The organism is Ruegeria sp. CE9 (genome assembly GCF_056537425.1).
The window spans coordinates 174,463-199,757 of sequence record NZ_JBQFRO010000002.1 but is presented as its reverse complement, the minus strand read 5'-3'; the positions used below and the strand labels follow the sequence as shown (position 1 = coordinate 199,757).

28 protein-coding genes are annotated in these 25,295 nt (G+C 58.2%); 13 read left to right on the top strand and 15 right to left on the bottom strand.

Translation table 11 applies throughout. From position 1 onward, the window contains the following. The first annotated feature begins 9 nt into the window (after positions 1-9). Both ACR0B3_RS05535 and ACR0B3_RS05530 read left to right on the top strand, forming a co-directional pair. On the top strand, positions 10-642 hold the full coding sequence (locus tag ACR0B3_RS05535; RefSeq protein WP_480808194.1) for a class I SAM-dependent methyltransferase: 633 nt from the start codon (positions 10-12) through the stop codon (positions 640-642). A gap of 84 nt (positions 643-726) precedes the next feature. After that, positions 727-1,176: a YtoQ family protein gene (locus ACR0B3_RS05530; RefSeq protein ID WP_480808193.1), complete on the top strand. Its 450-nt coding sequence runs from the start codon at positions 727-729 to the stop codon at positions 1,174-1,176. 51 nt (positions 1,177-1,227) lie between these two features. Here ACR0B3_RS05530 and ACR0B3_RS05525 read toward each other — a convergent pair whose 3' ends face one another. Continuing rightward, entirely contained in the window at positions 1,228-1,926 is a 699-nt protein-coding gene (locus tag ACR0B3_RS05525) for a glutathione S-transferase family protein (RefSeq protein ID WP_480808192.1), read from the bottom strand. A 220-nt stretch (positions 1,927-2,146) separates the two neighbouring features. On the opposite strand from ACR0B3_RS05525, the gene ACR0B3_RS05520 reads away from it, so the two are divergent. Continuing rightward, positions 2,147-2,953, top strand: a complete 807-nt coding sequence (locus ACR0B3_RS05520) for a mechanosensitive ion channel family protein (protein ID WP_480808191.1) — start codon at positions 2,147-2,149, stop codon at positions 2,951-2,953. Positions 2,954-3,133: 180 nt separating this feature from the next. On the opposite strand, the gene ald is transcribed toward ACR0B3_RS05520, so the two are convergent. After that, positions 3,134-4,252, bottom strand: a complete 1,119-nt coding sequence (gene ald / locus ACR0B3_RS05515) for an alanine dehydrogenase (protein ID WP_480808190.1) — start codon at positions 4,250-4,252, stop codon at positions 3,134-3,136. 135 nt (positions 4,253-4,387) lie between these two features. Between ald and ACR0B3_RS05510 the strand changes: the two genes are divergently transcribed. Next, positions 4,388-4,846: an Lrp/AsnC family transcriptional regulator gene (locus ACR0B3_RS05510; protein WP_170685221.1), complete on the top strand. Its 459-nt coding sequence runs from the start codon at positions 4,388-4,390 to the stop codon at positions 4,844-4,846. A gap of 152 nt (positions 4,847-4,998) precedes the next feature. Continuing rightward, positions 4,999-5,937 (top strand): polyphosphate kinase 2, encoded by a 939-nt coding sequence (gene ppk2 / locus ACR0B3_RS05505; RefSeq protein ID WP_170685428.1) that lies wholly within the window; start codon positions 4,999-5,001, stop codon positions 5,935-5,937. Positions 5,938-5,989: 52 nt separating this feature from the next. On the opposite strand, the gene ACR0B3_RS05500 is transcribed toward ppk2, so the two are convergent. Both ACR0B3_RS05500 and rpsU read right to left on the bottom strand, forming a co-directional pair. Beyond that, entirely contained in the window at positions 5,990-7,261 is a 1,272-nt protein-coding gene (locus tag ACR0B3_RS05500) for a CAP domain-containing protein (protein ID WP_480808189.1), read from the bottom strand. Positions 7,262-7,557: 296 nt separating this feature from the next. Beyond that, positions 7,558-7,764, bottom strand: a complete 207-nt coding sequence (gene rpsU, locus ACR0B3_RS05495; RefSeq protein WP_005614280.1) for a 30S ribosomal protein S21 — start codon at positions 7,762-7,764, stop codon at positions 7,558-7,560. Positions 7,765-7,875: 111 nt separating this feature from the next. Between rpsU and ACR0B3_RS05490 the strand changes: the two genes are divergently transcribed. Both ACR0B3_RS05490 and ACR0B3_RS05485 read left to right on the top strand, forming a co-directional pair. After that, positions 7,876-8,568, top strand: a complete 693-nt coding sequence (locus tag ACR0B3_RS05490; RefSeq protein ID WP_480808188.1) for a COQ9 family protein — start codon at positions 7,876-7,878, stop codon at positions 8,566-8,568. A 72-nt stretch (positions 8,569-8,640) separates the two neighbouring features. Then, positions 8,641-9,627, top strand: a complete 987-nt coding sequence (locus ACR0B3_RS05485; protein ID WP_480808187.1) for an NAD(P)H-quinone oxidoreductase — start codon at positions 8,641-8,643, stop codon at positions 9,625-9,627. Positions 9,628-9,643: 16 nt separating this feature from the next. Here the strand turns inward: ACR0B3_RS05485 and ACR0B3_RS05480 are convergent, their stop codons facing one another. Beyond that, on the bottom strand, positions 9,644-10,501 hold the full coding sequence (locus ACR0B3_RS05480) for a DUF2189 domain-containing protein (RefSeq protein WP_480808186.1): 858 nt from the start codon (positions 10,499-10,501) through the stop codon (positions 9,644-9,646). A gap of 214 nt (positions 10,502-10,715) precedes the next feature. On the opposite strand from ACR0B3_RS05480, the gene ACR0B3_RS05475 reads away from it, so the two are divergent. Continuing rightward, entirely contained in the window at positions 10,716-11,699 is a 984-nt protein-coding gene (locus ACR0B3_RS05475) for a quinone oxidoreductase family protein (protein ID WP_480808185.1), read from the top strand. Positions 11,700-11,740: 41 nt separating this feature from the next. On the opposite strand, the gene ACR0B3_RS05470 is transcribed toward ACR0B3_RS05475, so the two are convergent. The 9 genes from ACR0B3_RS05470 to ACR0B3_RS05430 all read right to left on the bottom strand — a co-directional run bounded on the left by ACR0B3_RS05470 (position 11,741) and on the right by ACR0B3_RS05430 (position 17,831). Next, on the bottom strand, positions 11,741-12,274 hold the full coding sequence (locus ACR0B3_RS05470) for a porin family protein (protein WP_170722254.1): 534 nt from the start codon (positions 12,272-12,274) through the stop codon (positions 11,741-11,743). 256 nt (positions 12,275-12,530) lie between these two features. Continuing rightward, complete coding sequence (locus ACR0B3_RS05465) at positions 12,531-13,004, bottom strand: YHS domain-containing (seleno)protein (protein WP_170685228.1); 474 nt, start codon at positions 13,002-13,004, stop codon at positions 12,531-12,533. Between the two features lie 173 nt (positions 13,005-13,177). Then, positions 13,178-13,450 (bottom strand): hypothetical protein, encoded by a 273-nt coding sequence (locus tag ACR0B3_RS05460; protein WP_480808184.1) that lies wholly within the window; start codon positions 13,448-13,450, stop codon positions 13,178-13,180. Beyond that, positions 13,447-14,052, bottom strand: coding sequence for a glycerol-3-phosphate 1-O-acyltransferase PlsY (gene plsY, locus ACR0B3_RS05455; RefSeq protein WP_480808183.1), 606 nt, complete (start codon positions 14,050-14,052; stop codon positions 13,447-13,449). Before plsY ends, ACR0B3_RS05460 begins: the two co-directional genes overlap by 4 nt. Then, entirely contained in the window at positions 14,052-15,332 is a 1,281-nt protein-coding gene (pyrC, locus tag ACR0B3_RS05450) for a dihydroorotase (RefSeq protein WP_480808182.1), read from the bottom strand. The genes plsY and pyrC overlap by 1 nt, the downstream gene beginning before the upstream one ends. Further along, positions 15,329-15,715, bottom strand: a complete 387-nt coding sequence (locus ACR0B3_RS05445) for a hypothetical protein (RefSeq protein ID WP_480808181.1) — start codon at positions 15,713-15,715, stop codon at positions 15,329-15,331. Before ACR0B3_RS05445 ends, pyrC begins: the two co-directional genes overlap by 4 nt. After that, entirely contained in the window at positions 15,700-16,224 is a 525-nt protein-coding gene (locus ACR0B3_RS05440; RefSeq protein ID WP_480808180.1) for a hypothetical protein, read from the bottom strand. Before ACR0B3_RS05440 ends, ACR0B3_RS05445 begins: the two co-directional genes overlap by 16 nt. Then, positions 16,221-17,156 carry an aspartate carbamoyltransferase catalytic subunit gene (locus ACR0B3_RS05435; RefSeq protein WP_480808179.1) on the bottom strand — a complete coding sequence of 312 codons (936 nt, stop codon included), beginning with the start codon at positions 17,154-17,156 and terminating at the stop codon, positions 16,221-16,223. Before ACR0B3_RS05435 ends, ACR0B3_RS05440 begins: the two co-directional genes overlap by 4 nt. A gap of 60 nt (positions 17,157-17,216) precedes the next feature. Next, entirely contained in the window at positions 17,217-17,831 is a 615-nt protein-coding gene (locus ACR0B3_RS05430; RefSeq protein WP_480808178.1) for a scavenger receptor class F, member 2, read from the bottom strand. An 84-nt stretch (positions 17,832-17,915) separates the two neighbouring features. Here ACR0B3_RS05430 and ACR0B3_RS05425 point away from each other — a divergent pair, with 84 nt between their 5' ends. The 5 genes from ACR0B3_RS05425 to ACR0B3_RS05405 all read left to right on the top strand — a co-directional run bounded on the left by ACR0B3_RS05425 (position 17,916) and on the right by ACR0B3_RS05405 (position 24,878). Beyond that, positions 17,916-18,689 carry a uracil-DNA glycosylase gene (locus ACR0B3_RS05425; RefSeq protein ID WP_480808447.1) on the top strand — a complete coding sequence of 258 codons (774 nt, stop codon included), beginning with the start codon at positions 17,916-17,918 and terminating at the stop codon, positions 18,687-18,689. Continuing rightward, positions 18,686-19,285 (top strand): metallophosphoesterase family protein, encoded by a 600-nt coding sequence (locus tag ACR0B3_RS05420; protein ID WP_480808177.1) that lies wholly within the window; start codon positions 18,686-18,688, stop codon positions 19,283-19,285. Before ACR0B3_RS05425 ends, ACR0B3_RS05420 begins: the two co-directional genes overlap by 4 nt. Before the next feature lie 79 nt (positions 19,286-19,364). Then, positions 19,365-19,907, top strand: coding sequence for a molybdenum cofactor biosynthesis protein B (gene moaB, locus ACR0B3_RS05415; protein WP_480808176.1), 543 nt, complete (start codon positions 19,365-19,367; stop codon positions 19,905-19,907). A 106-nt stretch (positions 19,908-20,013) separates the two neighbouring features. Then, complete coding sequence (locus ACR0B3_RS05410; protein WP_480808175.1) at positions 20,014-21,471, top strand: efflux RND transporter periplasmic adaptor subunit; 1,458 nt, start codon at positions 20,014-20,016, stop codon at positions 21,469-21,471. Between the two features lie 5 nt (positions 21,472-21,476). Then, entirely contained in the window at positions 21,477-24,878 is a 3,402-nt protein-coding gene (locus ACR0B3_RS05405; protein WP_480808174.1) for an efflux RND transporter permease subunit, read from the top strand. On the opposite strand, the gene ACR0B3_RS05400 is transcribed toward ACR0B3_RS05405, so the two are convergent. Then, positions 24,858-25,292 (bottom strand): NUDIX hydrolase, encoded by a 435-nt coding sequence (locus ACR0B3_RS05400; protein WP_480808173.1) that lies wholly within the window; start codon positions 25,290-25,292, stop codon positions 24,858-24,860. The two genes, ACR0B3_RS05405 and ACR0B3_RS05400, sit on opposite strands and share 21 nt — an antisense overlap. Positions 25,293-25,295: the final 3 nt, after the last annotated feature.

The window sequence follows — 25,295 nt, the reverse complement described above, 5'->3', positions numbered from 1 at the left end:
AGACACCCTATGACGACCGCTGCAAAGTTTTGGGATGGCGTGGCAGAAAAATATGCCCGCTCACCCATCAAGGATATGGCCTCGTACGAGCATACGCTGGAACGAACCGCCTCATATCTGCAAAAATCAGATGACGTGCTCGAGCTTGGCTGCGGCACCGGGATGACCGCCTTGCGCCTTTCAAAATTCGCCGGCTCGATCACCGCCACCGATGTGTCGCAGGCCATGTTGGACGTCGGGCGCAAACACGCCGCTGAGCAAGACGTCACGAATGTGAAATTCGTCTGGGCCGAGGCGAATACACCGCCCTCTGGAAAATTCGATGTCGCGATGGCCTTCAATTTGCTGCATCTGCTGGAGGACCTAGAGGGAGGGTTGAAACAGATACATAGGTCGCTCAAGCCGGGCGGTCTGTTCATTTCAAAGACATTTTGCCCCCCTGCACATGGTGCAAGCCTTCGGTTTCAGGCCATAAGGCTTGCGCTGCCTGTCATGCAGTTGCTGGGAAAGGCCCCTTTCGTGCGTTTCATGTCCGAGCATGAGCTGGACAGCGCCATACGGTGGGCCGGGTTCGAACTGGTCGAACAAGATAGTTTTCCCGCTCGCGACGCCCGGCGATTTGTCGTTGCCCGCAAGATTTGAGACAATTACAGAAACTCACACTTTCTGATTGGGACTTGCCCGTTTGAGGCTTAAGTAGCACCAGAAGCAACAGCGGAGGGTGCAATGGGCCTAAAGGTCTATCTATCCGGAGAAATCCACACGGACTGGCGTGAACAGATCATCGACGGGGCGCAAGGGTTGGATGTGACATTCAGCAGCCCGGTCACCGAACATGGCGCATCGGATGACTGCGGGGTCGCGATACTTGGGTCTGAGCCGAACAAGTACTGGCATGACCATAAAGGCGCGATGGTAAACGCGATCCGGACCCGCAAGGGGATATCAGACGCAGATGTTGTGGTTGTACGATTTGGCGAGAAATACAAGCAGTGGAATGCGGCCTTTGACGCAGGCTATGCAGCGGCGCTGGGTAAATCGATTATTGTTCTGCACGGGCCTGACCACCAGCACGCACTGAAAGAAGTGGACGCCGCAGCCCTTGCTGTGGCTGAGGAACCTTCTCAGGTGGTTGAGATTCTAAAGTACGTGCTCACCGGGTCGTTGCCCGGGTGATATGCAGGACGGGTGCGGCGTGTTTGGGGCTCGCCGCACCTTCAACATCGCTTAGTCCCGCGATGGGATGTTCAGTCCGCGTTGCACGGCGGGCCGCTCAAGGAATCTGTCGAGATATTCAGTCACGTTGCTAAAGCTGTCCCAAGCCACAACATCCTTGACACCGTAAAAGTCCAGGCCCCGCAGCCACGGAGCGATTGCGATATCTGCGATCGAAAAGTCACCAGCAACCCAGTCTTGGCCATCCAATTGCTTGTCCAGAACACCGAGCAGTCTTTTGGCCTCAGACACGTAACGCTCACGCGGACGGGGGTCTTCAATATCGGCCCCTGCGAATTTGTGGAAATATCCCAGCTGGCCGAACATCGGCCCTAGACCCCCCATCTGGAACATGACCCATTGGGTGACCCGATGCTTGTCGGCCACGGACTCACCGAGCAATTTGCCGCTTTTCTCAGCCAGATACAGAAGGATCGCCCCGCTTTCGAACAGAGCAAGCGGAGATCCGTCGGGTCCGTTAGGATCAATGATCGCGGGAATCTTGTTATTCGGGTTCAGAGAAAGAAACTCGGGGCTTTTGACATCTGCATCTGCCAGGGTAACTTTGTGCGCCTCATACGGCAGGCCGATTTCCTCAAGCGCGATCGAAACCTTAACGCCGTTCGGTGTGGGGAACGAATACAGCTGAATCCGCTCGGGAAACTGCGGGGACCATTTGGTCGTGATCGGGAATTGGATTTCGTCCAGCATGAGGGGCTCCTGAGATCGTAGTGGTGCAGTCAATTTGGGAACTTGAGACGAATTTGTAAGACCCGCAACTGTGCATGATTGTTCAGTCGATGTTTGCTGAGGAACAGCAGGGGGAAAACTCAGGAATCCCGCACCTAGACCTGGAGGCAAAATTAGCCCAGACTTTTCAATGATCCCGCGCCAGAGGCGCGGGTTTGCTATTGTTGCAAAGGAGATGCGCGTGGAAGACGTCGTAACACAGGTGGGTGCATTTGCGCCGCTGATCATGAGCGCGATCAAGGCGTTGATCGTTCTGATATTGGGTTGGATCGTAGCCAGAGCCATCAGTGGGCTGGTGAGGCGGCGCATCAACGCGACGCCGCATATCGATCCGACTTTGGGGAATTTTGTAGCGAGCCTCGTAAAATGGGTTCTGCTGGCGATCGTGTTCGTCGCAGTGCTCGGCATTTTCGGGATCGAGGCGACCAGCATCGTTGCCATTTTGGGTGCTGCATCATTGGCCATTGGTTTGGCTTTGCAAGGGACGCTCAGCGATCTTGCTGCGGGTGTGATGTTGGTGGTGTTCCGGCCTTATAAGCTGGGGCAATATGTCGATATCGGCGGGACGGCCGGTACGGTGAAAGACCTAAACCTTTTCACAACGGAATTGGTCACGCCTGACAACGTGCAGATCATCGTGCCCAATGGTCAGGCCTGGGGCTCGGTGATCACCAACTATTCAGCGCATGACACGCGCCGCGTGGATTTGGTGTTTGGGATCGACTATGGCGACAGCGCCGACGAGGCAATGGGCATCATTCTGGACGTGGCCAAAGCTGATAACCGTATCATGGGTGACCCTGAACCTTGGGTGCGTGTGACCAATCTGGGTGACAGCTCGGTCGATCTGACTGCGCGCCTATGGTGTGCGGCTGCTGATTACTGGGACGTGAAATTCGAGCTTACCAAAGCGATCAAAGAAGCGTTTGATGCCAAGGGTGTTTCGATCCCCTATCCGCATTCTGTGGAAATCCACAAGGAAGGCTAGGGTCTCCCGCCCGTCGCGCGGGCATTGGAAATGCCCTCCTCCGGTTGGGCTCAGCGCCGCGCATCATGCGCGGCGCTTTTGTTCTGAGCTGTGGCACAACCGCGCTGCGCCGAAGGCGCGGCGCCCGGCCCAACGCTGTAAAGCGCTCTCGCTAAAGAGCGCTTTCAAGGGCGGGAGCGTTTATGATTTGACCACAACACCCGGAGCGACCACATCGATGCCCAAAGCTTTGCCAACGGCATAATAGGTCAGTTGTCCGGCGTGGACGTTCAGACCGGCCAGCAGGTGCGGATCGTCCTGACACGCCTGTTTCCAGCCCTTGTCCGCCAGCGACAGCATAAACGGCATCGTCGCGTTGCCCAATGCGATGGTCGAGGTGCGTGCGACGGCACCCGGCATGTTGGCGACGCAGTAGTGCATGACACCATCCACCTCATAGATTGGATCGGCGTGCGTTGTTGCCTTCGAGGTCTCGAAGCAACCACCCTGGTCGATCGCAACGTCTACCAATGCCGCACCGGGCTTCATGGTGGATAGCTGTTCGCGCGAGATCAACTTTGGAGCAGCTGCACCCGGAATGAGTACCGCACCGATCACCAGATCGGCATCCTGAATCAGCTCAGCTGTGGCACCAGCAGTCGAGTATTGGTTCTTGAACGTACCGCCGAACACATCGTCCAAATAGCGCAGACGCGGCAGCGAGCGATCCAGCACGGTGACATCCGCGCCCATTCCCGCCGCGATTTTCGCGGCATGTGTACCAACAACACCGCCGCCGATGACGATCACCTTGGCCGGGCCAACACCCGGAACACCGCCCATCAGTACGCCACGACCGCCATTGGCTTTCTGCAAAGTCCAAGAACCTACTTGAGGCGCCAGACGCCCAGCGACTTCGGACATCGGAGCCAACAGGGGCAGGCCGCCATTTGCGTCGGTGACAGTCTCATAGGCAATTGCGGTGCAACCCGATTCCAGCAGATCGTGGGTTTGATCCGGATCGGGTGCCAGATGCAGATAGGTAAACAGCAATTGGCCTTCGCGCAGCATCTTGCGCTCACCCGCCTGCGGTTCCTTGACCTTGACGATCATGTCGGCGGTGGCGAACACTTCTTCGGCGGTGTCGACAATACGAGCACCTGCGGCGACATAGGCGTCGTTATCAAAACCCGAACCCATCCCGGCACCGGTTTCGATGATGACTTCGTGACCACGGGCTACAGCCTCGCCAGCCGCGTTCGGGGTCATACCGACGCGGAATTCCTGGGGTTTGATTTCCTTGGGGCAGCCGATTTTCATGTGAGACTCCATTGATAAACTGCCTAAATTATGGGCATTATTCAGCGCAATTTTTGTGAAACCCCACTTGCCAAACTGAAATTCTACGGGAAATTATTCTAAATGAATGCAGCCTGACGCAATGGATGTGCGCAAATGACGATTGATGCAACGGATCGGAAGATTCTAGCCGCCCTTCAACGAAAAGGTCGGATGTCGAATTCAGAACTGTCTGATCAGGCGAATCTGTCCCCTTCGGCCTGCCATCGGCGCGTGCAGCGGCTTGAGGCTGAAGGTTATATCAAAGACTACGTCGCACTGCTCGATGCCCGGAAGATGAATGTGCCGACAACCGTCTTTGTTGAGATCACGTTGCAGGGGCAGGCGGAAGAGGTGCTGGAGGCCTTTGAAAAGGCCGTTGCGCGAATACCTGATGTGCTTGAATGCCACCTTATGGCCGGCACGGCGGACTATATTCTGAAGGTCGTAGCTGAAAACACTGAGGATTTTGCCCGCATTCATCGACAATACCTGTCGCGCCTGCCCGGCGTGGCACAGATGCAAAGCTCGTTTGCCTTACGTACTGTGTTCAAAACCACGGCTCTGCCGGTTTGAAACCGGCCTCAGCGCAGGCCTCATTGCGTCAATTCCACCGCTTGTATCTGCTGCCAGACCGGGTCAAAATCCGTGGTTCCGACCTTATGTGTAACCCAGGCAATTTGCGCTGACACCCTATGGTTACACTGGCCGTGTACGGTCCGAACCCGATGAATGAGAAGGAGCAGACCTTGGCTTACGAAAACAACAGCACCCCCAAAGACTGGCTGGAAGCCGAACTGGAAGACACGCTGGACGAGGATTTCGAGATTGAATTCAGCGAGCCGATGCTCTCGATGGAGGTGCGCAAGATCTATAAGGATCAGCACCCCGACCTGCTGGATCGCAAGGTCTATTTTCGCAACCTTCTGCGGTTGCAGGCTGAATTGATCAAGGTCCAGGATTGGGTGGTCCACACAGGTGCCAAGGTATGCATTCTGTTCGAAGGTCGGGACAGCGCTGGCAAGGGTGGGGTGATCAAGCGGATCACGCAGCGTTTGAATCCGCGCGTTGCGCGCGTGGTCGCCCTGCCTGCCCCCAGCCGTCGGGAACAAAGTCAGTGGTATTTCCAACGCTATGTGCCGCATCTGCCCGCAGCCGGGGAGATCGTGTTCTTCGACCGGTCCTGGTACAACCGCGCGGGTGTCGAGCGTGTGATGGGCTTTGCCAACGAAGATCAGGTTGAACAGTTCTTCCAGGACGTTCCCGAATTCGAACGGATGCTGGTGCGGTCAGGGATCATTCTGCTGAAGTACTGGTTCTCGATCACTGACGAAGAACAACAATTGCGATTCCTGATGCGCATTCATGACCCGATGAAGCAGTGGAAACTGTCACCGATGGATCTGGAATCCCGCATCCGGTGGGAGGCCTATACCAAGGCTAAGGAAGACATGTTCTTTCGCACCAATATCTCTGAGGCACCGTGGTACATTGTTGAGGGCAATGACAAAAAGCGCGAGCGGCTCAATTGCATCGAGCACTTGCTGACCAAGATACCCTATGAAGATGTACCGCAGGAAAAGGTGAACCTGCCCGACCGGCGCTATAACCCGGAATATGAACGCCGGATTCTGCCGGATGAGCTACACGTGCCCAAGATTTACTGACCTCGTGGTCGGATGGTGCGGGGAAGTGATCCCCCGCACCTGAACGGATTGATTAAGCCCAATCAAATCCGCAGTTCATTTCAAAAACAAACATGCCACACATGTCGTCATTCATGTCTTCGACTGTGGTTTCGACAGTTTCGATGATGTCGTCAGCGATGTCGGTATCGACCACAAGATCGATTTCATCCATCTCGGACGTTATGTCGGCCTGCTGTACCGGTGCCCATTCGAATTGATCAAAATGGGCCTGCAGTGCGTTAACAAACGCCTCAATTCCAGCAAGGAAAGCCTGCACGTCAAAACAGTCTGCACCCGGTGCGCCATTATCAACGACAATTTCAGGCGTTTCCGCCTCGGGGTCTTCGACATCTGTGACGTCAGTGTCCGGAGTTTCGGGCTCGTCGACGTCGACCACGTCAGTATCCGGCATCTCAGGTTCTTCAACTTCGGTTACGTCTGTTTCCGGGGTTTCCGGCTCAGGGTCTTCGCCTTCGGTCACATCGGTTTCAGGCGTTTCCGGATCTTCGGTTTCGGTCACATCTGTTTCCGGCGTGTCTTCCACGGGGTCTTCTGTCTCGGTCACATCCGTTTCAGGTGTTTCGTCAACCGGTTCCTCGGTCTCGGTCACATCTGTTTCGGGAGTTTCGTCCGTTGGCTCTTCGGTTTCAGTGACGTCCGTCTCCGGAGTGTCCTCTACCGGCTCTTCCGTCTCGGGCGTTTCCGCGACAGGAGTTTCGTCTGCTGGCTCTTCGACCTCAGTCACATCGGTTTCCGGCACCTCGGGTTCGACCGGTTCGATAACCTCTTCTTCCGGTTCGACAACCTCTTCAACGGGCGGCGCGACCGGCGGGGCGGTGCTACCCGTATCGAGCATGACCTCGCCTTGGGTTGCGGCAAAGTTTTGCGTCACCATGACCGCATCGTACCCTTGCATGTCGCCTTCTTCGATCCCGATGCCGATATACTTGAAATCGGGGTTCAGGATGTTGGCGCGGTGGCCCGGGCTGTTCATCAGGTTTTGGTGCAGTTGGGCGACATCATCGCTGATGCCGGGTGCGCCCCGCTCGGATTGCCAGGCGATGTTTTCGCCAGTGCGCCAGCTTCCGGACAAATCGAATCCTGCGGCTTGCATCCGTTGGGTCGCGGATGAGCCACCTTCGCCGGTGTGGCTAAAGCGGTCGGTGTCCAGCATCCAGCTGCTGTGGTCTTCGGATGAGTCGTTCAGTCGTCTCTCAAGTTGTAGGGGATCAAGACCGCGGGATGTGCGTTCTTGGTTGATCAGCGCGAGCATTTCGCGCTCGACCGTACTTGCTGTCGACATCAGTGCCTCCGTTTTTGGTTATGTCTGAGTGGACGAGACCAACTACCGAGGATCAACGAACGCTGAACAGAGGGGTGAGAGTCATGGGCGTTTTTCGGCGGCGGAATGCAACCGGGCGGCGATTCGCTGCGCTGTAATATGCCGACTGCGGCTGCAGCATCGAAATCGGCAGGTTGCCGCGTTGCTAAAGCTGGAAACGGGCGGAAATACCCGCCCTAGAAACGACAAACCCCCGGGCGGGGCCTCGGGGGTCGTCAAATAGTGTCATCCAAAGCTGGACGAGTCGCGGTAGGCTCTTAGAGCAAACCTTCGCGCTGTGCTTTCTTACGTGCCAGTTTACGGGCACGGCGGATCGCTTCAGCTTTCTCGCGCGCTTTTTTCTCGGACGGTTTCTCGAAATGTTGCTTCAGCTTCATTTCACGGAACACGCCTTCGCGCTGCAGCTTTTTCTTCAGGGCACGAAGCGCCTGATCGACGTTATTGTCGCGAACACTAACCTGCATGTGGTTGTCACCACCTTTCTAGATAGAGTTGCAAGGAAATTGCAGGAAGTGGCCGTATAGCAAAGCGCGCCTAACTTGTCTAGTACTGGACCCGCAGACCGGAGACCTGACATGACCGCCACCTACGAAGACACCAAAGAACAGCTCTTGAACGCGATTCTGGACCATGTGCCGTTTGACGGATGGTCGGAAACCGGCTTTCGGGCCGCGATCGCGGATTGCAATCTGGACGCGGGGCTGGCGCGCGCGATTTGCCCGCGCGGGGCTGTCGATTTGGCGCTGGCCTTCCATGCGCGTGGTGATCAGGCGATGCTGGATCGGATCAAATCCGAGGATCTAAGCGGGCTGAAGTTTCGCGACAAGATTGCCGCTGCCGTCCGTTTCCGCCTTCAGGCCGTCGAGGATAAAGAGGCGGTGCGCCGGGGGGTGACCCTGTTTGCCCTGCCAATCTATGCCGCAGATGGGGCCAAGGCGGTCTGGGGCACCTGTGATTTGATTTGGAACGCTCTGGGTGACAGCTCGGACGATGTGAACTGGTACACCAAGCGCGCGACTCTGACGGGTGTCTACTCCTCTACGCTGCTTTATTGGCTTGGAGATGACAGCCCCGATTATCAAGCGACATGGGAGTTTCTGGATCGCCGGATCGAGGGCGTGATGCAGTTTGAAAAGCTCAAGGCACAAGTCAATGGCAATCCATTGCTAAAGCCGTTTTTGGCCGTGCCCAATTGGCTGGCAGGCCAGGTCAAAGCCCCTGTGAAAATGCCGGATAACTTACCGGGTTCCCTGACATCTGGGAAATAAACGCGTCTGCCTCACTTGTCGCTAGGTCTTTGCTTGGCGGCCTGTTAGTCAATGGGCAAAGGAGAACTGCCCATGACCCAGACGATGCGCGTTGTTGAGATTTCCCAACCAGGTGGCCCGGATGTTTTGCAATTGGCAGAACGCCCGGTCCCGGCACCGGCTGAGGGTCAATTGGTTCTCAAAGTGGCCTATGCAGGCGTGAACCGCCCCGATGCGCTGCAGCGGGCAGGGGCGTACGATCCGCCTCCGGGCGCAAGCGATCTGCCGGGGCTTGAGGCGTCGGGCGAAGTTTTGGCGCTCGGATCAGGCGTCGAAGGGGTGGCCGTAGGCGATCAGGTCTGCGCCCTTCTGCCCGGTGGCGGCTATGCAGAATATGTCGCCACGCCCGCCGCGCATTGTTTGCCTGTGCCTGAAGGCATGGGCTTGAAAGAAGCCGCCTGTCTGCCTGAAACCTTCTTTACTGTTTGGTCTAACGTCTTCACCCGAGGTGGCTTGAAGCCGGGGGAAAGGTTTCTGGTACATGGCGGTTCCAGCGGGATTGGCACAACGGCCATTCAGCTGGCGAATGCCTTTGGTGCTCGGGTCTTTACCACCGCCGGCTCGGCTGAGAAATGTGAGGCTTGCGTCAAGCTGGGTGCCGAAAAGGCGATCAACTACCGTGACGAAGATTTTGTGGCCGCGATGCGCGCCGAGGGTGGGGCGAACCTGATCCTCGACATGGTCGGCGGCGATTACATCCCGCGCAACGTCAAGACACTGGCCGAGGATGGAAGGCTGGTCCAAATCGCCTTTCTGCAGGGCCCGGTTGTTGAACTGAACTTTGCCCTGATGATGGTCAAACGCCTGACCCTGACCGGCAGCACTCTGCGTCCGCAAAGTGATCTGGCCAAGGCACGCATTGCGCAGGACCTGCGCGAGGCCGTCTGGCCCCTGCTTGAGGCGGGGAAAGTCGCGCCGGTGATGGATTCCGAATTTGAATTGGCCGATGCCGCAGCCGCGCATACGCGTATGGAAAGCTCAGGCCATATTGGCAAAATCGTTCTGAAGGTCGCTGGCTAGCTCTGCGTCAGGGCGGTCATGCGACCGCTCGGCGATACAGATGCCAAGTGGCGTGGCCCAAAATGGGAATGACGACGATCATTCCCAGCAACATCGGGACCGCGCCCAGTATCAACAATGCGGCCACGATCGCGCCCCATGTCAGGATCACGCCGGGGTTCTGACGCAGGACCCGGACTGAGGTCACAACGGCCACGGGTACACCAACTTTGCGATCCAGCAGCAGTGGGAAGCTGACCACGCTCAGCGCCAGTGCGACCAATGCAAATAAGAAACCGGTGGCGGTGCCGATGATGATCATGCTCCACCCCGCTCCGGTGGTGAAGACTTCGGTTACGAAGCCCGTCGCCGAGGCTGGAGGTTCGGGCCCAAGTGTCTGTGCATAGATGCCTTGCGCGACCATCAGCCAAACCAGCAGCAGCATGACCAGATAGAATCCCAGTGCCAGTATTGCTCCGAAGGAAGGTGAGCGGAATACGCCGAACGCGTCCAGCCAATGCACCTCACCACCCTGTTCCCGTTTGCGGCTGATTTCATAAAGCCCAACGGCTGCGACCGGTCCTATCAGGGCAAAGCCCATGACCAGCGGGGCCAACAAGGGCACCATGTCCTTGTTCAAGCCGATCCCGAACATCAGCAATCCCGCAATCGGATAAATCAGAACGATAAAGATCGCATCCGCGCGGGTTTCCAGAAAATCCGTATAACCGGCCTTCAGGCATTCGCGCAGGTCCTGAAGCGTCAGCGTGTGCACGGTTGGCAAGGCGCGGACATCCGCACTGCCGATCTCGGATACTGATTCTGTGACATGATCACTGGTCGCCTGCAAATTGCGGGCGACCCAGGTAATTGGGTTACCGATTGTCTTGTCCATGTTCATCCCCTTTTCTGGCGTGGGTGCGCCGCGGGATGCATCCGGCATGGCAATTCGCGTGACCGGATCAGCCGGCAACGTCTGCCCATTCACAACGTCTGCTTGCACTATAGCACATCTTGCGAAGTTTTGCCTGATCACCCTTTCGAGACCGCAAGGATTGCTCTGCCACACAAGCGTGTTAGCTTTGGCTTCACAGGCAAAGGAGGCATTCATGCAGCAAACAGCACGCACTGTCGTCATTCATGAAAACGGAGGCCCAGAGGTTCTGAGGATCGAAGATCGCCCGCTTGGCGATCCGGGCCCGGGTGAGGTGCGCATTCGCCATCACGCTTGCGGATTGAATTTCATAGATGTGTATCAGCGCACCGGCCTCTATCCGCTTGAATTGCCTCATGCATTGGGGATGGAGGCTGCCGGTGTGATTGAGGCCGTGGGCGAAGGTGTGACGCATCTCGCACCTGGCCAACGAGCGGCCTATGCGGCGGGCCCGTCTGGGGCGTATTCTGAGGCGCGTGTCATGCCTGCCGCGCAGGTCTGCCCACTGCCTGAAAGCATCTCGTTCCGAACGGCAGCGGCCATGATGCTAAAGGGCATGACCGTCGAATATCTGTTTCACCGTACAACGCCGCTTCGGCGGGGCGACACCGTGCTGTTTCACGCCGCTGCTGGCGGGGTGGGTCTGATCGCCTGCCAATGGGCGAAATCCGAAGGCATCAAGCTGATCGGAACCGCTGGAACAGATGAAAAATGCAGCTTGGCGCAGTTCAATGGCGCAGCGCATTGCATCAATTATCGAACAGAGAACTTTGTCGAACGTGTCGCCGAGATCACCGGGGGCAAAGGGGTCGATGTGGTGATGGATTCGATCGGCGCGGACACGTTTGAAGGATCTTTGGATTGTCTGAAACCTTTGGGCATGATGATCTCATTCGGCAATGCCTCGGGTCCGGTGCCACCGGTAGATCTGGGTATGCTCGCGCAGCGTGGATCATTGAAGGTGACGCGGCCAACCCTGTTCACCCATATCTCGGATCATGCGACCTGTCAGGCGATGGCGCGGCGCTTGTTTGGCAAAGTGGACGGGCGAGAGGTCAAGATCCACGTCGATCAGGAATTCCCGCTGGATCAGGTTGCAGACGCGCATCGTGCGTTGGAAGCGCGTCAAACCACGGGCAGCACGGTTCTGGTACCCTAGCGGCGCGGGCCCGGCGATCTGCGCCGGGCCCAATCATTTCGTCAAAAGCGATACGCGACTCGCAGCTGAACTGTCGTGGCGTCTACATCAACGCCCGATGAGTTGAAGTCATCAAACTCATGATACAGAATCTCGCCGCCAACGCTGATATTGGGGGCTACGATCTGTTCATAGCCTGCACCGATGAACCAGCCGTCGTCGCTGCCCAGATTGTCCGTATCGGCATCGGCATAGCCAGCAGTCCCATAGAGCAGTCCTTGAGGATTTACCTTGTAGCCCGCACGCGCTTTGAGCCGCCATACATTCTCGACTGTGGCGGCGCTGCCCAGGTCGACGTCGCTCCAGTCATAGTCGAAGCCACCGCCGACAACCCAGTCGCCCAGATCATAGTCATATCCCAGGATGATACCGCCAATCGCGCCATCACCGTCGACGCCTGACACGTTTGTATCGATGTCTGCATAACCGAACTGCGCACCGCCATAAAAACCGGTCCAATCGCCCGAGGATTGCGCCATGGCGGATCCCGCCGTCAATACCGCGACCGAGGTGATCAGTGCCAATCTTCCTGTCATCGTCTCATTCCTTTCGCTCGAAACCTGCTGCCAATCGAATGGCAGCGTTATGATTCAATCTACGTCCCGGCCTCGGGGCCGGATCAGAGCTTCATTGACTGTCCCGAACTAAGTGAATTGGCCAGGTGTTCTGGCGCAGGCCCTTTCAGGTTGGGCTCTTTTCTTTTGTTCTAGATAGGTTGCGGCGCGAGGCCTTCAAATAACAATCGGCGGCAGATACGATCTGCCGCCGATGCGATAAGGTCCTGTCAGCGGATTATTGCTGCAGCTCAGCCGGATCTTTGTCAGCAATGTTTTCCCAGTTTGCGCTGGCTTGCTCAACAAAGCCGGGAATGTCGCCTTCCCAACGTTCTTGAATGTCTTGCGACAGGTTCAGATAGAGCTTGTTGTCAACGATTTTCCAGTAGTTCGGGTCGCCGTCGAATTTGAAGCCCATCGCGGTACCGAATGCGCAGTAGCCGCCATACGCGGGCAGATACGCCTCTGGGTTGGCTTCAAATGCGGCTTTGTTTTCTTCCGATGCAAAACGATACAGCGCTTCGTTGTGCAGGGTCGAGATGCGATAGTCACCTTTGGTCGCCTCGCCAACGGTGAAATAGGCAACGGGGTCATAGCCCTGCATGGCCAGACCGGTCGAGCTTGCGTTGATTTCAACACCGGCCGCCATTGCCGAGCTAGCAATTGCAACAGACAGCGCGACACCGCTGATGATGGATTTGAACTTGTTCATGACTTCACCTTTCGTGAATAGGCTCGCTTTGAGAGCACTGAAATTTTGCCCGGGCGAACCGGATTTGATTGTCGCAACGCCGGTAATTGGCCGTCACAAAATCCCAGTTGGGGAATGGCTTGTTCACGTTCAAAGCAATCAATTGTGATTGTGCAGAAACAAATACCCGGTGTTCATTCCTGCACGTCTGGGACAAGCTTCAGTACGAAGTCCACGACCTTCTCAGCAGGCATCTCGCAAGGGCGAAGCAACGCGGCGTTCCCGGTCAGATACAGGTTCAGGCTGATATAGTCAGAACCGCCCAACTGCTCGGCGACCAGTTTGTGAGATTTCCCACCCGCCATGATCTGATGCGACACCACGTATCGGTTATGGCCCGCAGTCCCGTTAAACGTACCGATCGGCAGATTGTTGAGGGCGTCCAGAAAGGCGCTGGGTGCGATCACGATTTGCCGATTTTCGGCTCGGTCCCTGCCTTAATCCGCGCAAGGTTGGCGCTGTGCCGCCAATACACCAACAGGGTCAGCGCTATCCCAAGGATGAACGTGCTGCCATCTGTCAAAACCATGATCCAGGTCGTCGATAGCGCAGCGGCAGCCAATGCGCCAACGGACGAGATACGCCAGATCAGAGCTGCCACCAACCAAGTCAGGCAGCAGGCAACGCCGACGCGCCAATCCAGCGCCAGCCAGAGGCCCAGAAATGTTGCCACGCCTTTGCCGCCTCTGAAACCCAGCCAGACGGGAAAGCAATGCCCCAGAAACGCTGCAAGCGCCGCGACCTGGGCAGCGTCTTCTCCGGCCAATGTCCGTGCAAGCAGTACAGCAACTGCACCTTTGGCGGCATCAAGCAGCAATGTCAGCGCAGCCGCAGCTTTGTTCCCGGTGCGTAAAACATTGGTAGCACCTATATTGCCTGACCCAATCTGTCGAAGATTGCCTAGCCCCATCACACGCGCAACAATCATGCCAAACGGGATAGACCCGAACAGGTATCCCAGCGCGGCCCACAAGATGAGCTGGGTCATCGAACTGTCGATTACGGGCATCAGGTTCTCCGGTACACTTCTTGTCCTGCGACATACGTCGCAGTGACCTTACCCTGCATCCGTTGCCCGTCAAACGGCGTATTCTGCGATTTTGATTCCAACGTAAAGCGGTCCAGAACAAAGGGAATGTCCGGGTCGAACAGCACCAGATCGGCGGGTGCGCCCTCGGCCAATCGACCGCTTTCCAGCCCAAGCCGTTTGGCAGGGTTCAGCGCCATGGCGCGAAACAGTGTTGGCAGGTCCAACTGATCCGAGTGATGCAGCCGTAGTGCTGCGGGCAGCAGCGTTTCCAGCGCCACCGCGCCCGAAGCGGCTTCTTCAAACGGCAGACGCTTGCTCTCCTCGTCTTGCGGGGTGTGCATCGAACTGATCGTGTCGATCAGGCCGGTTCGGACCGCTTCGATGATGGCTTGCCGATCATCTTCGGACCGCAACGGAGGTTTGACCTTGAAGAAGGTGCGATAGTCGGCCACGTCCAATTCGTTCAGCGTCAGATGGTGGATCGAGGTTCCGGCGGTGATATCCAGCCCATTGCGCTTGGCGCGTCCCAGCGCAGGCAGAGCACGAGCCGCTGTGATCTGATCGGCATGGTAGGCCGCGCCCGTCATCTCCAACAAGGCGATGTCGCGGTCCAACCCCATGCGTTCGGCCATAGGCGACACAGCGGGCAAGCCACGCAGGGCGGCGAATTTGCCGCTAGTGGCTGCGGCACCAGCGCTGAGCCCCGGCTCCTGAGGGTGGGCAATGACCAGCGCACCGCAGGATTTCGCGTAGGTCAGCGCGCGCGAGAATACTTTGGTATTGGTGATCACGTGATCGCAATCCGTAAATGCGACAGCGCCTGCGTCTTGCAGGAACCCGATCTCGGTCATTTCGCGCCCATCGCGGCCCTTGGTTAGGGCGGCCATTGGCAAGACATTGACGGGCGCATCAGCCTGCGCGCGCCGGGTCGCAAATTCCAGCGTTTCGGGCGTATCGACGGCTGGCAGCGTATCGGGGCGCGTGACGATGGTGGTCACGCCTCCGGCAGCCGCCGCCAAACCGGCAGATTTATAGCTTTCCTTGTGCCGCTCACCGGGTTCACAAACCTTGACGCCGATATCAACGATGCCAGGGGCAAGGCATTGCCCTTTGCAATCGATCACCTGCGCGTTAGCGTCCGGGCCTGCGCCTTCACCGCGCGCGCTGATCCGACCATCTGTGACCTGCAACCACCCTAAGCTGTCCGTGCCAGTTTCGGGGTCGATCAGACGGGCGTTGGAAAAGATCAAATTGCTCATGCCATTGCTCTTTCAATTGCGGCTTTTGTAGCGGCTGGGTCTGATTGATATTTGATCAGGTGCTTGTCTCCGCTTGTGGTGACGATCTGGACAAAGCTGCCCATCGTGTTGACGGCCTTTATCTGATTCAGCGCCACCTTGCGTGGACCGGGACCCGTTAGTTTGGTTTCGGTCATCTCCCATGTGGCGGCGATCTCTTCCGAGGCCAGATACCACGCGCGGATGGTTATGGCTGCCAGACCGGCAGGCGCGCCGGTCCAGACATAGGGGTTTCCGATCAGCCAAAGTACGATCATCGCACCTGCCATCGCAAACGCAGCGAGCCACGCATTGGTTCGTATATACGCGCCTTTGTCCGGAGTGAACGTCACAGTATCAGCCAAAGGACGCCTCCGATGATAAGCGCCATGACGATGGCAAATATCAATGACCCCAACCTTTGCGCCTTGGCCCTGGCCTCCCGTGGTGGAGGGGTAGAGGCTGAGAACGGTTTTGCACTTTCGGTTTCGATTGTGCCGCCAGACCAGTTGGTCGCTTCTTCAGTGAACAGGCCGATCAGGCGCAGGCGCGGATCGGGTGACAGCGTTGCCGCTCGACCACCAAACGCCGCGCTGCGCAGGACCATGACCCAGCCCTCTATGGCTTCGAGTTTCGAGCGGTCCAACTGGTCGTCCGAGACACCACAGCCTTCGCTGAGATACCCATATAAGCCAAGGTCTTCCAGGTCAGAGACAGGGAAGATATCGATCTGATTGGGGTCCAACCCCTCAATGCCAAGTACCTGACCAGCAGCGCCCGGTTCCCGCAGAAACTTCGCCTCTTCGGGGCGCATATCCAGCGTGAACAGGCGGATCACGCCGCGTTCGTTAGGGGCGACAATCAGATTGCTCATGCCGCCTCGCTTTGGTTGCGCGCCAAAAGCTCCATCGCGGCCATACGCACAGCGACGCCCATCTCAACCTGTTCCTGAATGACGGATCGGTTGATGTCATCGGCCAGAGTGCCATCGATCTCAACCCCCCTATTCATGGGGCCGGGATGCATGACAATGGCGTCCGGCTTGGCCAGCGCCAGCTTTTCAGCGTTCAGCCCGTATCGGTGATAGTATTCTCGTTCTGACGGGATGAAGCCGCCATCCATCCGCTCTTTCTGGAGACGCAGCATCATCACCACGTCGACGTCTTTGAGACCCTCGCTCATGTCATCGTAAATCTCTGCCCCGAACTCGGAAAACTGTGGGGGCACAAGCGTGGGGGGGCCGATCAGGCGGATGCGGTTCTCCATCTTGCCCAGCAGGATCAAGTTTGACCGCGCGACGCGGGAATGTGCCACGTCTCCGCAAATGGCGATGTTCAGGCGATGCAGGCGGCCTTTGGCACGGCGGATGGTCAGCGCGTCCAGCAGGGCCTGTGTTGGGTGCTCATGCCGACCGTCACCTGCGTTCAACACGGCGCAATTCACCTTCTGCGCCAACAGATCCACCGCGCCTGACTGGGGATGCCGCACCACCAGCAGATCGGGATGCATTGCGTTCAGCGTCATCGCCGTATCGATCAGCGTTTCGCCCTTTTTGATCGAACTGGCCTGCATCGCCATGTTCATCACATCCGCACCCAGTCGTTTACCCGCCAGTTCGAAACTAGCCTGTGTGCGGGTGGAGTTTTCGAAGAACATATTGATCTGCGTCAGCCCCGACAGCACGTCCGAATGCTTGGACGATTGCCGGTTCAGGTCCACATAGGTTTCGGCCAGATCAAGAATGGCGGTGATATCGGATTGCGACAGATGCTCGATGCCAAGAAGGTGACGATGGGCGAAACGCATTGGGCGGGCTCCTGTCTGACAATCGGACCGCTTATAGAAAGCCAAGCGCGCAGAGGCAACCTAAGGTTCCGACCCTTCGGGCAGTTTCTCGCATCCGCCTTCGGGCAAGCATTGCTCTCCCGGTTTGCACCATTTGCCGTAACCGCAATCGATAGCTTTGATCGGCACACATCCCTGATGTTCCGAGCATTTGAAGCCCGGTCGGCATTGCGATCCGGTTTCCTCGCACAGGAACCAGCCGGGGCGGGAGCATCCGCCGCCCGGCAGACAGGACGAACCGGACCCGCAGGTTCGACCATCGTCGCAGGTAATGGCCGGGCTGGGTGTGAAATCCGGTGTATTGCGTTCGCATTCTCCGCGCCCATTGCAAAAACTGTCGCCCGGGCAATCCAATCGTGATGTGCATTTGTTCAACCCAGCAGGCGCGCAACGGGTGCCGCCTGCCACGCAGCGCTCAAATGGGCCGCAGGTACGACCGCCGCCGCAATAGGTGTGACCCGGAGGGATGCAGCGCCCATCAAAGCTGCAGCGCTGGCCTGCGGGGCAACATCCGCGACCGCATTGCAACTGACCGGGGCGGCATTGAGAGTTTCGGTCAAACAGTTGCGCGTGTGCCGAACCGCCCGAAGTTGCAAGCAACAATCCAATCAAAAGGAATCGCATAAATGACAGCATGACTCTGCCATGGTCGGTGCGACCCTGTGCCATGGCAAGGTCTATTCGCTTTCCCTCGGACAAAAGCTGGTTAGATTGAAAGCTATGGAATCGGGCTTGGATTATCATACGGCGCGTGCGCTGCTGGAATGGCAGATCGAATTGGGCGCAACCGATGCGATTGGGGATGCTCCGATCGATCGCTATGCATTGCCGGACAAAGCGCCCAAGGCGAAAAAGCCAGCAGCTGCGAAGCCAGCCAAGACCCCGGCGACACCCGAAAAGGTCGACCCAGTGGAGGTTGCGCAACACGCAGCGAACGCTGCCGGGTCGCTGGACGAATTGCACGCCGCGATGGATGCGTTTGGTCTGTGCGACCTAAAACGCGGCGCAAAGCAGCTTGTGTTTGCTGACGGAACCCCCGGTGCACGGGTGATGATCATCGGGGAAGCGCCCGGTCGCGATGAGGATCGCGAGGGCAAGCCGTTCGTCGGGCGCGCCGGGCAGTTGCTGGATCGGATGCTGGCTGCGATTGATCTGGACCGGAACGAAAACGCCTATATCACCAACGTATTGCCGTGGCGGCCTCCGCAGAACCGCGACCCCAAACCGGAAGAGATCGGCATGATGAAGCCGTTTCTGGAACGGCACGTGGCCTTGGCCAAGCCCGAGGTTCTGGTGGTTATGGGCAATATCAGCTGTCAGGCGGTGCTGGGCAAACGCGGGATCACCCGGCTGCGCGGCAACTGGGATCAGGCGCTGAATCTACCGGTGATCCCGATGTTCCACCCCGCCTACCTGCTGCGTCAGCCGCAGATGAAACGGCAAGCCTGGGCTGATCTGCTTGAGCTGCAAGCGCGGCTGAGAGGTGGCGCATGAGGGTTCTGGCCTTCTCTGATCTGCATATGGCGCGCAACCGGGCCGCTGATCTGGTGGCGGCCAGTACCGAAGCCGATCTGGTCATCGGGGCCGGAGATTTCTGCAACATGCGGCAGGGGCTGGATGAGGCGATGGGGATGCTGTCGGGCATCGCTGCCCCGCTGGTTCTGGTGCCGGGCAACGCCGAAAGCGCTGAAGAATTGACTGACGCAGCACCCGAAGGCGCTCATATATTGCACGGGACAGGCATGACCCTGGATGGTTTGCGCCTTTTCGGGTTGGGCTACGGTGTCCCGCCCACCCCATTTGGCGACTGGTCCTGCGACCTGACCGAGGCTGAGGCTGCAGAGCTGCTGGATCGGTGCGATGCGACGGATATTCTGATCGTGCATTCTCCGCCCAAGGGACATGGCGATACCACCTCGCAGGGGGTGTCGGTTGGGTCGGTAGCTGTGCGCGATGCGGTGGAACGGCTTCAGCCAATTCACGTCTTTTGCGGACATATCCATGATAGCTGGGGCTATCGTGGTACAATCGGGCGCGCGCAGATCGCCAATCTCGGCCCAAAGGTGCATTGGTTCGAGGTGACGACATGATCGCGATAGCTGCTTGTCGTTCCTCACTTCTCATTCTGTAAATCTGCGCCTTGCGCATCACCGAAAGGGCCTGGCAGACATGTCACGCATCGACGAAAGCATGGAATTCATCCCCATCCGCATCGCGGTCCTGACCGTGTCGGACACGCGGTCTCTGGCCGAGGATCGCTCGGGCCAGACACTGGTGGATCGGATCGAAAAAGCGGGCCATTCGGTGGCAGATCGCAAGATCATCAAAGATGAACGCGCTGAAATTGCTGACCAATTGCGCGCTTGGATCGCTGATCCCGAAATTGATGTGGTGATCTCGACCGGAGGCACAGGCCTGACCGGTCGCGATGTCACCGTTGAGGCCCATCGCGACGTCTATGAGAAAGAGATTGAGGCTTTCGGAACTGTCTTCACCATCGTGTCGATGGAAAAGATCGGCACTTCGGCTGTGCAGTCTCGCGCGACGGGCGGCGTGGCCGGTGGTACATACCTGTTTGCTCTACCGGGTAGCCCGGGCGCGTGTAAGGACGCGTGGGATGCGATTTTGGAGAAACAGTTCGATTATCGCCACCGGCCCTGCAATTTCGTGGAAATAATGCCCAGATTGGACGAACATCTGCGACGGAAGTAAACTGGTCCTGCGTTTAACTCATCATAACCGCTTTGTGGCTTGGCATTTTTTGCGGCCCGGCTACCTTTGCGGAAGGCAACATGTGCAACCCGAGGTAAGTTGACCGATGCGATTTCTGCGGCAAAGCCTTGTTGGGGTGTTCCTGGCGTTTCTGACGCTGGGTCTGTTGGTCGTTGCCGCTCAGATGATCTCGGGCGCGGTGCAAGATGTGTTGACGCGGGATAACAAAGCCCCTCAGGCGCGGGAACGCGTATTCGCCGTCACCGTGCGCACCGCCGAGCCTGAAACCGTGACACCCTATCTGGAAGCGTTTGGTCAGATTCAAAGCCGCCGCAGGCTGGAATTGCGCGCAGCCTTGGGTGGGCGCGTTGTCTCTCTGGCGGAGGATTTCGAGGATGGCGGCACCGTAACAGCGGGTGAGCTGTTGGTGGAACTTGACCCTGCCGATATGCAATCGGCACTCGACCGCGCCAAATCCGATCTTTTGGATGCTCAATTCGAAGAACGGGACGCCGAGCGTTCGCTGCTGCTGGCGCAGGATGAATTGAAGTCGGCTGAAGCACAGGCCGAGCTGCGCGACCGCGCGCTGCAGCGTCAACAAGATTTGCAGACTCGCGGCGTCGGCGCGGCTGCCAGCGTCGAAGAAGCGGAACTGGCGGCAACTTCGGCGCATCAGGCGGTTCTTGCGCGCAGGATTGCCCTGGCGCAGGCGGAATCTCGGGTGGATCAGGCCACAACTCTGTTCGCGCGGGCGCGCATCGCGCTGGAGGGTGCCGAGCGTGATCTGGAAGATATGACCATCCATGCCGGTTTTGATGGAACGCTGACCGAGGTGACCTTGGTCGAAGGTCGCCTGGTCGCGGCCAACGAAAAACTGGCCGAACTGGTAGACCCCAACGCGCTTGAGGTCGCGTTCCGGGTTTCGACCGCGCAATTCGTGCGGTTGCTGGATGGGCAGGGTGATTTGATCGCCGCGCCGGTTACGGTTTCGCTTGAGGTCACGGGAACGGATCTGACCGCCACAGGACGGATCAGCCGCGACAGCGGTGCTGCGGGCGAAGGGCAGACCGGGCGTTTGATCTATGCCCGTCTTGACGATGCCCCGGGTTTCAAGCCCGGAGATTTCGTGACCGTCTCGATCGAAGAACAACCATTGGACAATGTGGTGCGCCTGCCATCCTCGGTTCTGGACGCCACGGGCAACGTACTGGTGCTCGGACCTGACAACCGGTTAGAGCCACTGGCCGTTCAACTGATCCGCCGACAGGGCGATGAGGTTCTGTTGCGCGGCGAAGGCTTGGAGGGTCGAGAGGTCGTGATCGGCCGGACCCCATTGTTGGGGTCAGGCGTTCGTGTGCGTCCCCTGCGGATTGAAGCGAATGCCGAAGCTGATCCGGGCATGGTTGAGCTCTCCGATGAAAAGCGCGCGCAGCTTGTCGCGCAGGTCGAGGCCAGCGAAGCGATGTCTCAGGAAGACAAAGCGCAAGTGCTGGGTCAGTTGAGCGAGGCACAGGTGCCTGCCGCCCTCGTTCGTCGCCTTGATGGCAATCGGGCCGGGGGCTAGGCGCCATGATCCGCGACATTCCCAACGCGGCGGGCGGTATCCTCAGCTATTTCACCCGGCATCGCACGGCGGCCAATCTGCTGCTGCTGGTCATGTTGGTCCTCGGGGCTGCTGCGATTCCCAACATGCGGGCGCAGTTCTTTCCTGATGTGATCCTTGAGCGGGTGGATGTGAACGTTCAGTGGGACGGCGCAGGCCCCGAAGATGTCGACAACGGTATTATCCAATTGCTCGAACCGGCGCTTTTGGCGGTTGAGGGCGTTGCCAGCACGGAATCAACATCGCGCGAAGGAACGGCGCAGGTTCGGCTGGAGTTTGAACCGAACTGGGACATGTCTCGCGCGGTTGAGGAGGTTCGAACGGCTGTCGATAGCGTCACTAACCTGCCCGAAGACGCCGAGGAACCAACCATCCGGCGTGGGGCCTGGCGGGATCGGGTCACGGATGTTGTCATAACAGGGCCCATCGAAGCTGAACAACTGGCCAAATTCACCGATGAATTGATAACCCGCCTGTTCGCTGTTGGTGTCACGCGTACCACCATCCGAGGACTGGCTGCACCGCGCGTGGTTGTCGAAGTGCCCACCGCGCAGTTGATCGCCAATGACATCTCGCTTTCAGATATTGCCGAGGCAATATCCGCCGAAGTTACCACGAATCCCGCAGGCGACGTTACGGGGGCCAATGCGCGCATTCGGACTGGCGTCGAAAAACGCACCCCGGAAGAGATCGAAGGCATTGCGCTGCGTAACTTTACCGATGGATCCAAGCTGGTTGTCGGTGATGTGGCGCAGATACGCGTCGAGGGTGTAACTCGCAATCGCAGTTATTTTGTCGGCGACAACCCAGCGATGTCGATCCGCGTTGACAGGTCCAACCTAGGCGATGCCATCGGTATCCAGCGCGATGTCGAGGATGTGGTGGCCGAGATGCAGGCCAGCCTGCCCGAAGGTATCACAGTCGAATTGATCCGCACCCGCGCGCAGGCGATCACCGACCGGTTGGATATTTTGGTCGACAATGGGTTGGTCGGTCTTGGCCTCGTGGTGTGTCTGCTGTTTCTGTTCCTGAACGCTCGCATCGCTTTCTGGGTGGCCGCCGGTATTCCCGTGGCGATGTCGGCCGCAATAGCACTTATGTATCTGGGCGGGCTGTCGCTAAACATGGTCTCTCTGTTCGGGCTGATCATCACACTCGGTATCGTAGTCGATGACGCCATCGTGGTCGGCGAGCACGCCGATTTCCGCGCCCGCCGACTGGGTGAGGCTCCGATGGTTGCCGCCGAACGCGCTGCTCGTCGCATGGCGATGCCGGTATTTGCCGCAACCGTCACCACCGTTATCGCGTTTTTCGGCCTGACCGCGATTGGTGGCCGGTTTGGTGAGTTAATCCGGGATATTCCATTTACGGTTATCGCGGTCCTGATCGCTTCGCTGATCGAATGCTTTCTGATCCTGCCCAACCACATGGCCCATGCCATCGCGCACTCGGCCAAGGAGCATTGGTATGATTGGCCCAACCGCGTTGTGAACAAAGGCTTCCGCTGGGTGCGCGACAACCTGTTCCGCCCGCTGATCGGCTGGGTGGTCTGGGCGCGCTATGTTGTCGTTGCCATGATGGTGGTCATTCTGGCCAGCCAGATCGCGCTGTTCATCCGGGGCGATGTGAACTGGCGCTTCTTCAATGCACCGGAACGCGGCTCGGTCACTGGCAACTTCATAATGGTCGAAGGTGCCACGCGCGCCGAGACGCTGGAAATGATGCGCATGGTGCAGCAGGCCACCGAGGAATTGGGCCAGATCTACGAAGAACGTCATGGCCGCAACCCAATCGAATATGTTCTGGCCGAAGTTGGCGGCTCGGCCGGGTTTGGCCTGCGCGCGGCGGATGGCAAGGATGACGATCTGCTGGGCGGTATCTCGATCGAGCTGATCGATGCCGATCTGCGCCCCTATTCCAGTTTCGAATTTGTAGGCGAGCTACAGGATTTCGTGCCGCGCCACCCGAAGGTCGAGCTTCTCAGCTTCCGTGGATGGCGTTCCGGACCGGGTGGCGACGCGATTGATGTGCAATTCTACGGCGCGGATGTGAATACATTGAAATCTGCGTCCGAAGACCTTCAGGCTGAACTTGCGAAATACTCGGAAGTGTCAGCGCTCGAAGATAACCTCGCCTATGACAAGGAAGAGTTCATTCTGGATCTGACCGCGCAAGGCCAGGCGCTGGGCTTCCGCATCGAAACGCTGGGTCGTGTGCTGCGGGATCGCCTGAACGGGATCGAGGCCGCAACCTTCCCGGATGGCCCGCGCAGCACGGAAATCCGGGTCGAACTGCCCGAGGGCGAACTGACTGCCGATTTCCTGGAACGCACGCTGATGCGGACACCTGATGGCGTCTATGTCCCGCTGGCCGATATCGTTTCGGTCGAGCGTAAGTCAGGCTTCTCGACGGTTCGGCGCGAGAACGGCCTGCGGGTGATTTCGGTGAATGGGGACATTTCCGAAGACGATCCCGCAAGGGCCGCCGAAATTGCCCGGGCGATGCAGGAAGAAATCCTTCCCAATATTGCCTCTGAACGTCAGGTCGAATGGCGCATGGCAGGCCTGAGCGAGCAGGAGGATGAATTCCTGTCTGAGGCCCGCACAGGCCTGATCCTGTGTCTGACCGGGATTTATCTGGTTTTGGCCTGGGTCTTCGCCAGTTGGACGCGACCTTTGGTGGTGATGGCGATCATTCCCTTTGGCCTCGTCGGCGCGATCTGGGGGCATTATCTGTGGGGTGTACCGCTGAGTATGTTCACAGTCGTCGGCCTATTGGGCATGACCGGGATCATCATCAACGACTCGATCGTGCTGGTGACCACTATCGACGGGTACCAACAGGAACGCGGGCTGGTGCCTTCAATCATCGAAGGCACGGCGGATCGGTTACGGCCGGTGATGCTGACCACGCTGACAACGGTTTTGGGCCTGACGCCATTGATGTACGAAAGCTCTCAGCAGGCGCAGTTTCTGAAACCAACCGTGATCACCTTGGTCTATGGGCTGGGCTTTGGGATGGCCCTGATCCTGCTGCTGGTGCCTGCGCTTCTGGCGATCCTGAACGACATCTCGCGCCCGATTACGTCAATGCGGCGGGCTTTGCGTGCACCGGATCGGGTGGTGCGCAACGCCGTTCGCGCAACCGGTGCAGCATTGGCGGTCTGGCTCGGTGCCGCGATGATCTGGCCTGCTGCAACGGGCGCACCGATCGCGCTGCTTTCTGGCTTTTATCCTGTCGCTGAAGGCCCGAGCATTCTACAGATGGGATTTGGCGTTTTTGTCGCCGGTGCGACCGTTATCTTGCTGTTGGGCGTTCTGCTGTCGAGCCTGCTTTATGCGCGACTATCAGGACGTGCCGAGGTCTGAACGGGCAAGCGCAAGACTTAGCAGATCCGGCACGCGGTCGCTCATGGGCAGATTTTGGGCTAAGATCTGGGCGATCGGAAACCAGCGCGCATCCCGCGCGTCATCAGCAGCAACCGGAACGCCCGAGACGTAGCGACACGCGACACCAACCAGCAGGTAATGCGCCTGCACCTGCCCATCGTCGTCGCGCAGCAGCAGGTCGAGATTGTCGAGGTAACCCATCGGTTCCGCGATCAGACCCGTCTCTTCCCTCAATTCCCGAGCCGCAGCGTCAAGAACGGTTTCTCCCCATTCCACATGGCCGCCAGGAAAGCCCCACAATCCGGCATCAGGTTGCTTGCTACGCTGAACCAGCAGCACCTGTTGGTCATGCAGAACAACAGCCAAAGCACCGATCTTTGGAGTTTGGCTCATGCA

Bases quoted from the DNA above. Each gene is read 5' to 3' on its own strand.
- plsY (WP_480808183.1), bottom strand. From the start codon at position 14,052: ATGCCCGTAATCGACAGTTCGATGACCCAGCTCATCTTGTGGGCCGCG.
- ACR0B3_RS05500 (WP_480808189.1), bottom strand. From the start codon at position 7,261: ATGTCGACAGCAAGTACGGTCGAGCGCGAAATGCTCGCGCTGATCAAC.
- ACR0B3_RS05435 (WP_480808179.1), bottom strand. From the start codon at position 17,156: ATGCGTTTCGCCCATCGTCACCTTCTTGGCATCGAGCATCTGTCGCAA.
- ACR0B3_RS05400 (WP_480808173.1), bottom strand. From the start codon at position 25,292: ATGAGCCAAACTCCAAAGATCGGTGCTTTGGCTGTTGTTCTGCATGAC.
- rpsU (WP_005614280.1), bottom strand. From the start codon at position 7,764: ATGCAGGTTAGTGTTCGCGACAATAACGTCGATCAGGCGCTTCGTGCC.
- ACR0B3_RS05480 (WP_480808186.1), bottom strand. From the start codon at position 10,501: ATGGACAAGACAATCGGTAACCCAATTACCTGGGTCGCCCGCAATTTG.
- ACR0B3_RS05465 (WP_170685228.1), bottom strand. From the start codon at position 13,004: ATGAACAAGTTCAAATCCATCATCAGCGGTGTCGCGCTGTCTGTTGCA.
- ACR0B3_RS05420 (WP_480808177.1), top strand. From the start codon at position 18,686: ATGAGGGTTCTGGCCTTCTCTGATCTGCATATGGCGCGCAACCGGGCC.
- ACR0B3_RS05510 (WP_170685221.1), top strand. From the start codon at position 4,388: ATGACGATTGATGCAACGGATCGGAAGATTCTAGCCGCCCTTCAACGA.
- ppk2 (WP_170685428.1), top strand. From the start codon at position 4,999: ATGAATGAGAAGGAGCAGACCTTGGCTTACGAAAACAACAGCACCCCC.
- ACR0B3_RS05470 (WP_170722254.1), bottom strand. From the start codon at position 12,274: ATGACAGGAAGATTGGCACTGATCACCTCGGTCGCGGTATTGACGGCG.
- ACR0B3_RS05535 (WP_480808194.1), top strand. From the start codon at position 10: ATGACGACCGCTGCAAAGTTTTGGGATGGCGTGGCAGAAAAATATGCC.
- ACR0B3_RS05440 (WP_480808180.1), bottom strand. From the start codon at position 16,224: ATGAGCAATCTGATTGTCGCCCCTAACGAACGCGGCGTGATCCGCCTG.
- ald (WP_480808190.1), bottom strand. From the start codon at position 4,252: ATGAAAATCGGCTGCCCCAAGGAAATCAAACCCCAGGAATTCCGCGTC.
- ACR0B3_RS05405 (WP_480808174.1), top strand. From the start codon at position 21,477: ATGATCCGCGACATTCCCAACGCGGCGGGCGGTATCCTCAGCTATTTC.
- moaB (WP_480808176.1), top strand. From the start codon at position 19,365: ATGTCACGCATCGACGAAAGCATGGAATTCATCCCCATCCGCATCGCG.
- ACR0B3_RS05525 (WP_480808192.1), bottom strand. From the start codon at position 1,926: ATGCTGGACGAAATCCAATTCCCGATCACGACCAAATGGTCCCCGCAG.
- ACR0B3_RS05485 (WP_480808187.1), top strand. From the start codon at position 8,641: ATGACCCAGACGATGCGCGTTGTTGAGATTTCCCAACCAGGTGGCCCG.
- pyrC (WP_480808182.1), bottom strand. From the start codon at position 15,332: ATGAGCAATTTGATCTTTTCCAACGCCCGTCTGATCGACCCCGAAACT.
- ACR0B3_RS05530 (WP_480808193.1), top strand. From the start codon at position 727: ATGGGCCTAAAGGTCTATCTATCCGGAGAAATCCACACGGACTGGCGT.
- ACR0B3_RS05475 (WP_480808185.1), top strand. From the start codon at position 10,716: ATGCAGCAAACAGCACGCACTGTCGTCATTCATGAAAACGGAGGCCCA.
- ACR0B3_RS05430 (WP_480808178.1), bottom strand. From the start codon at position 17,831: ATGCTGTCATTTATGCGATTCCTTTTGATTGGATTGTTGCTTGCAACT.
- ACR0B3_RS05425 (WP_480808447.1), top strand. From the start codon at position 17,916: ATGGAATCGGGCTTGGATTATCATACGGCGCGTGCGCTGCTGGAATGG.
- ACR0B3_RS05410 (WP_480808175.1), top strand. From the start codon at position 20,014: ATGCGATTTCTGCGGCAAAGCCTTGTTGGGGTGTTCCTGGCGTTTCTG.
- ACR0B3_RS05490 (WP_480808188.1), top strand. From the start codon at position 7,876: ATGACCGCCACCTACGAAGACACCAAAGAACAGCTCTTGAACGCGATT.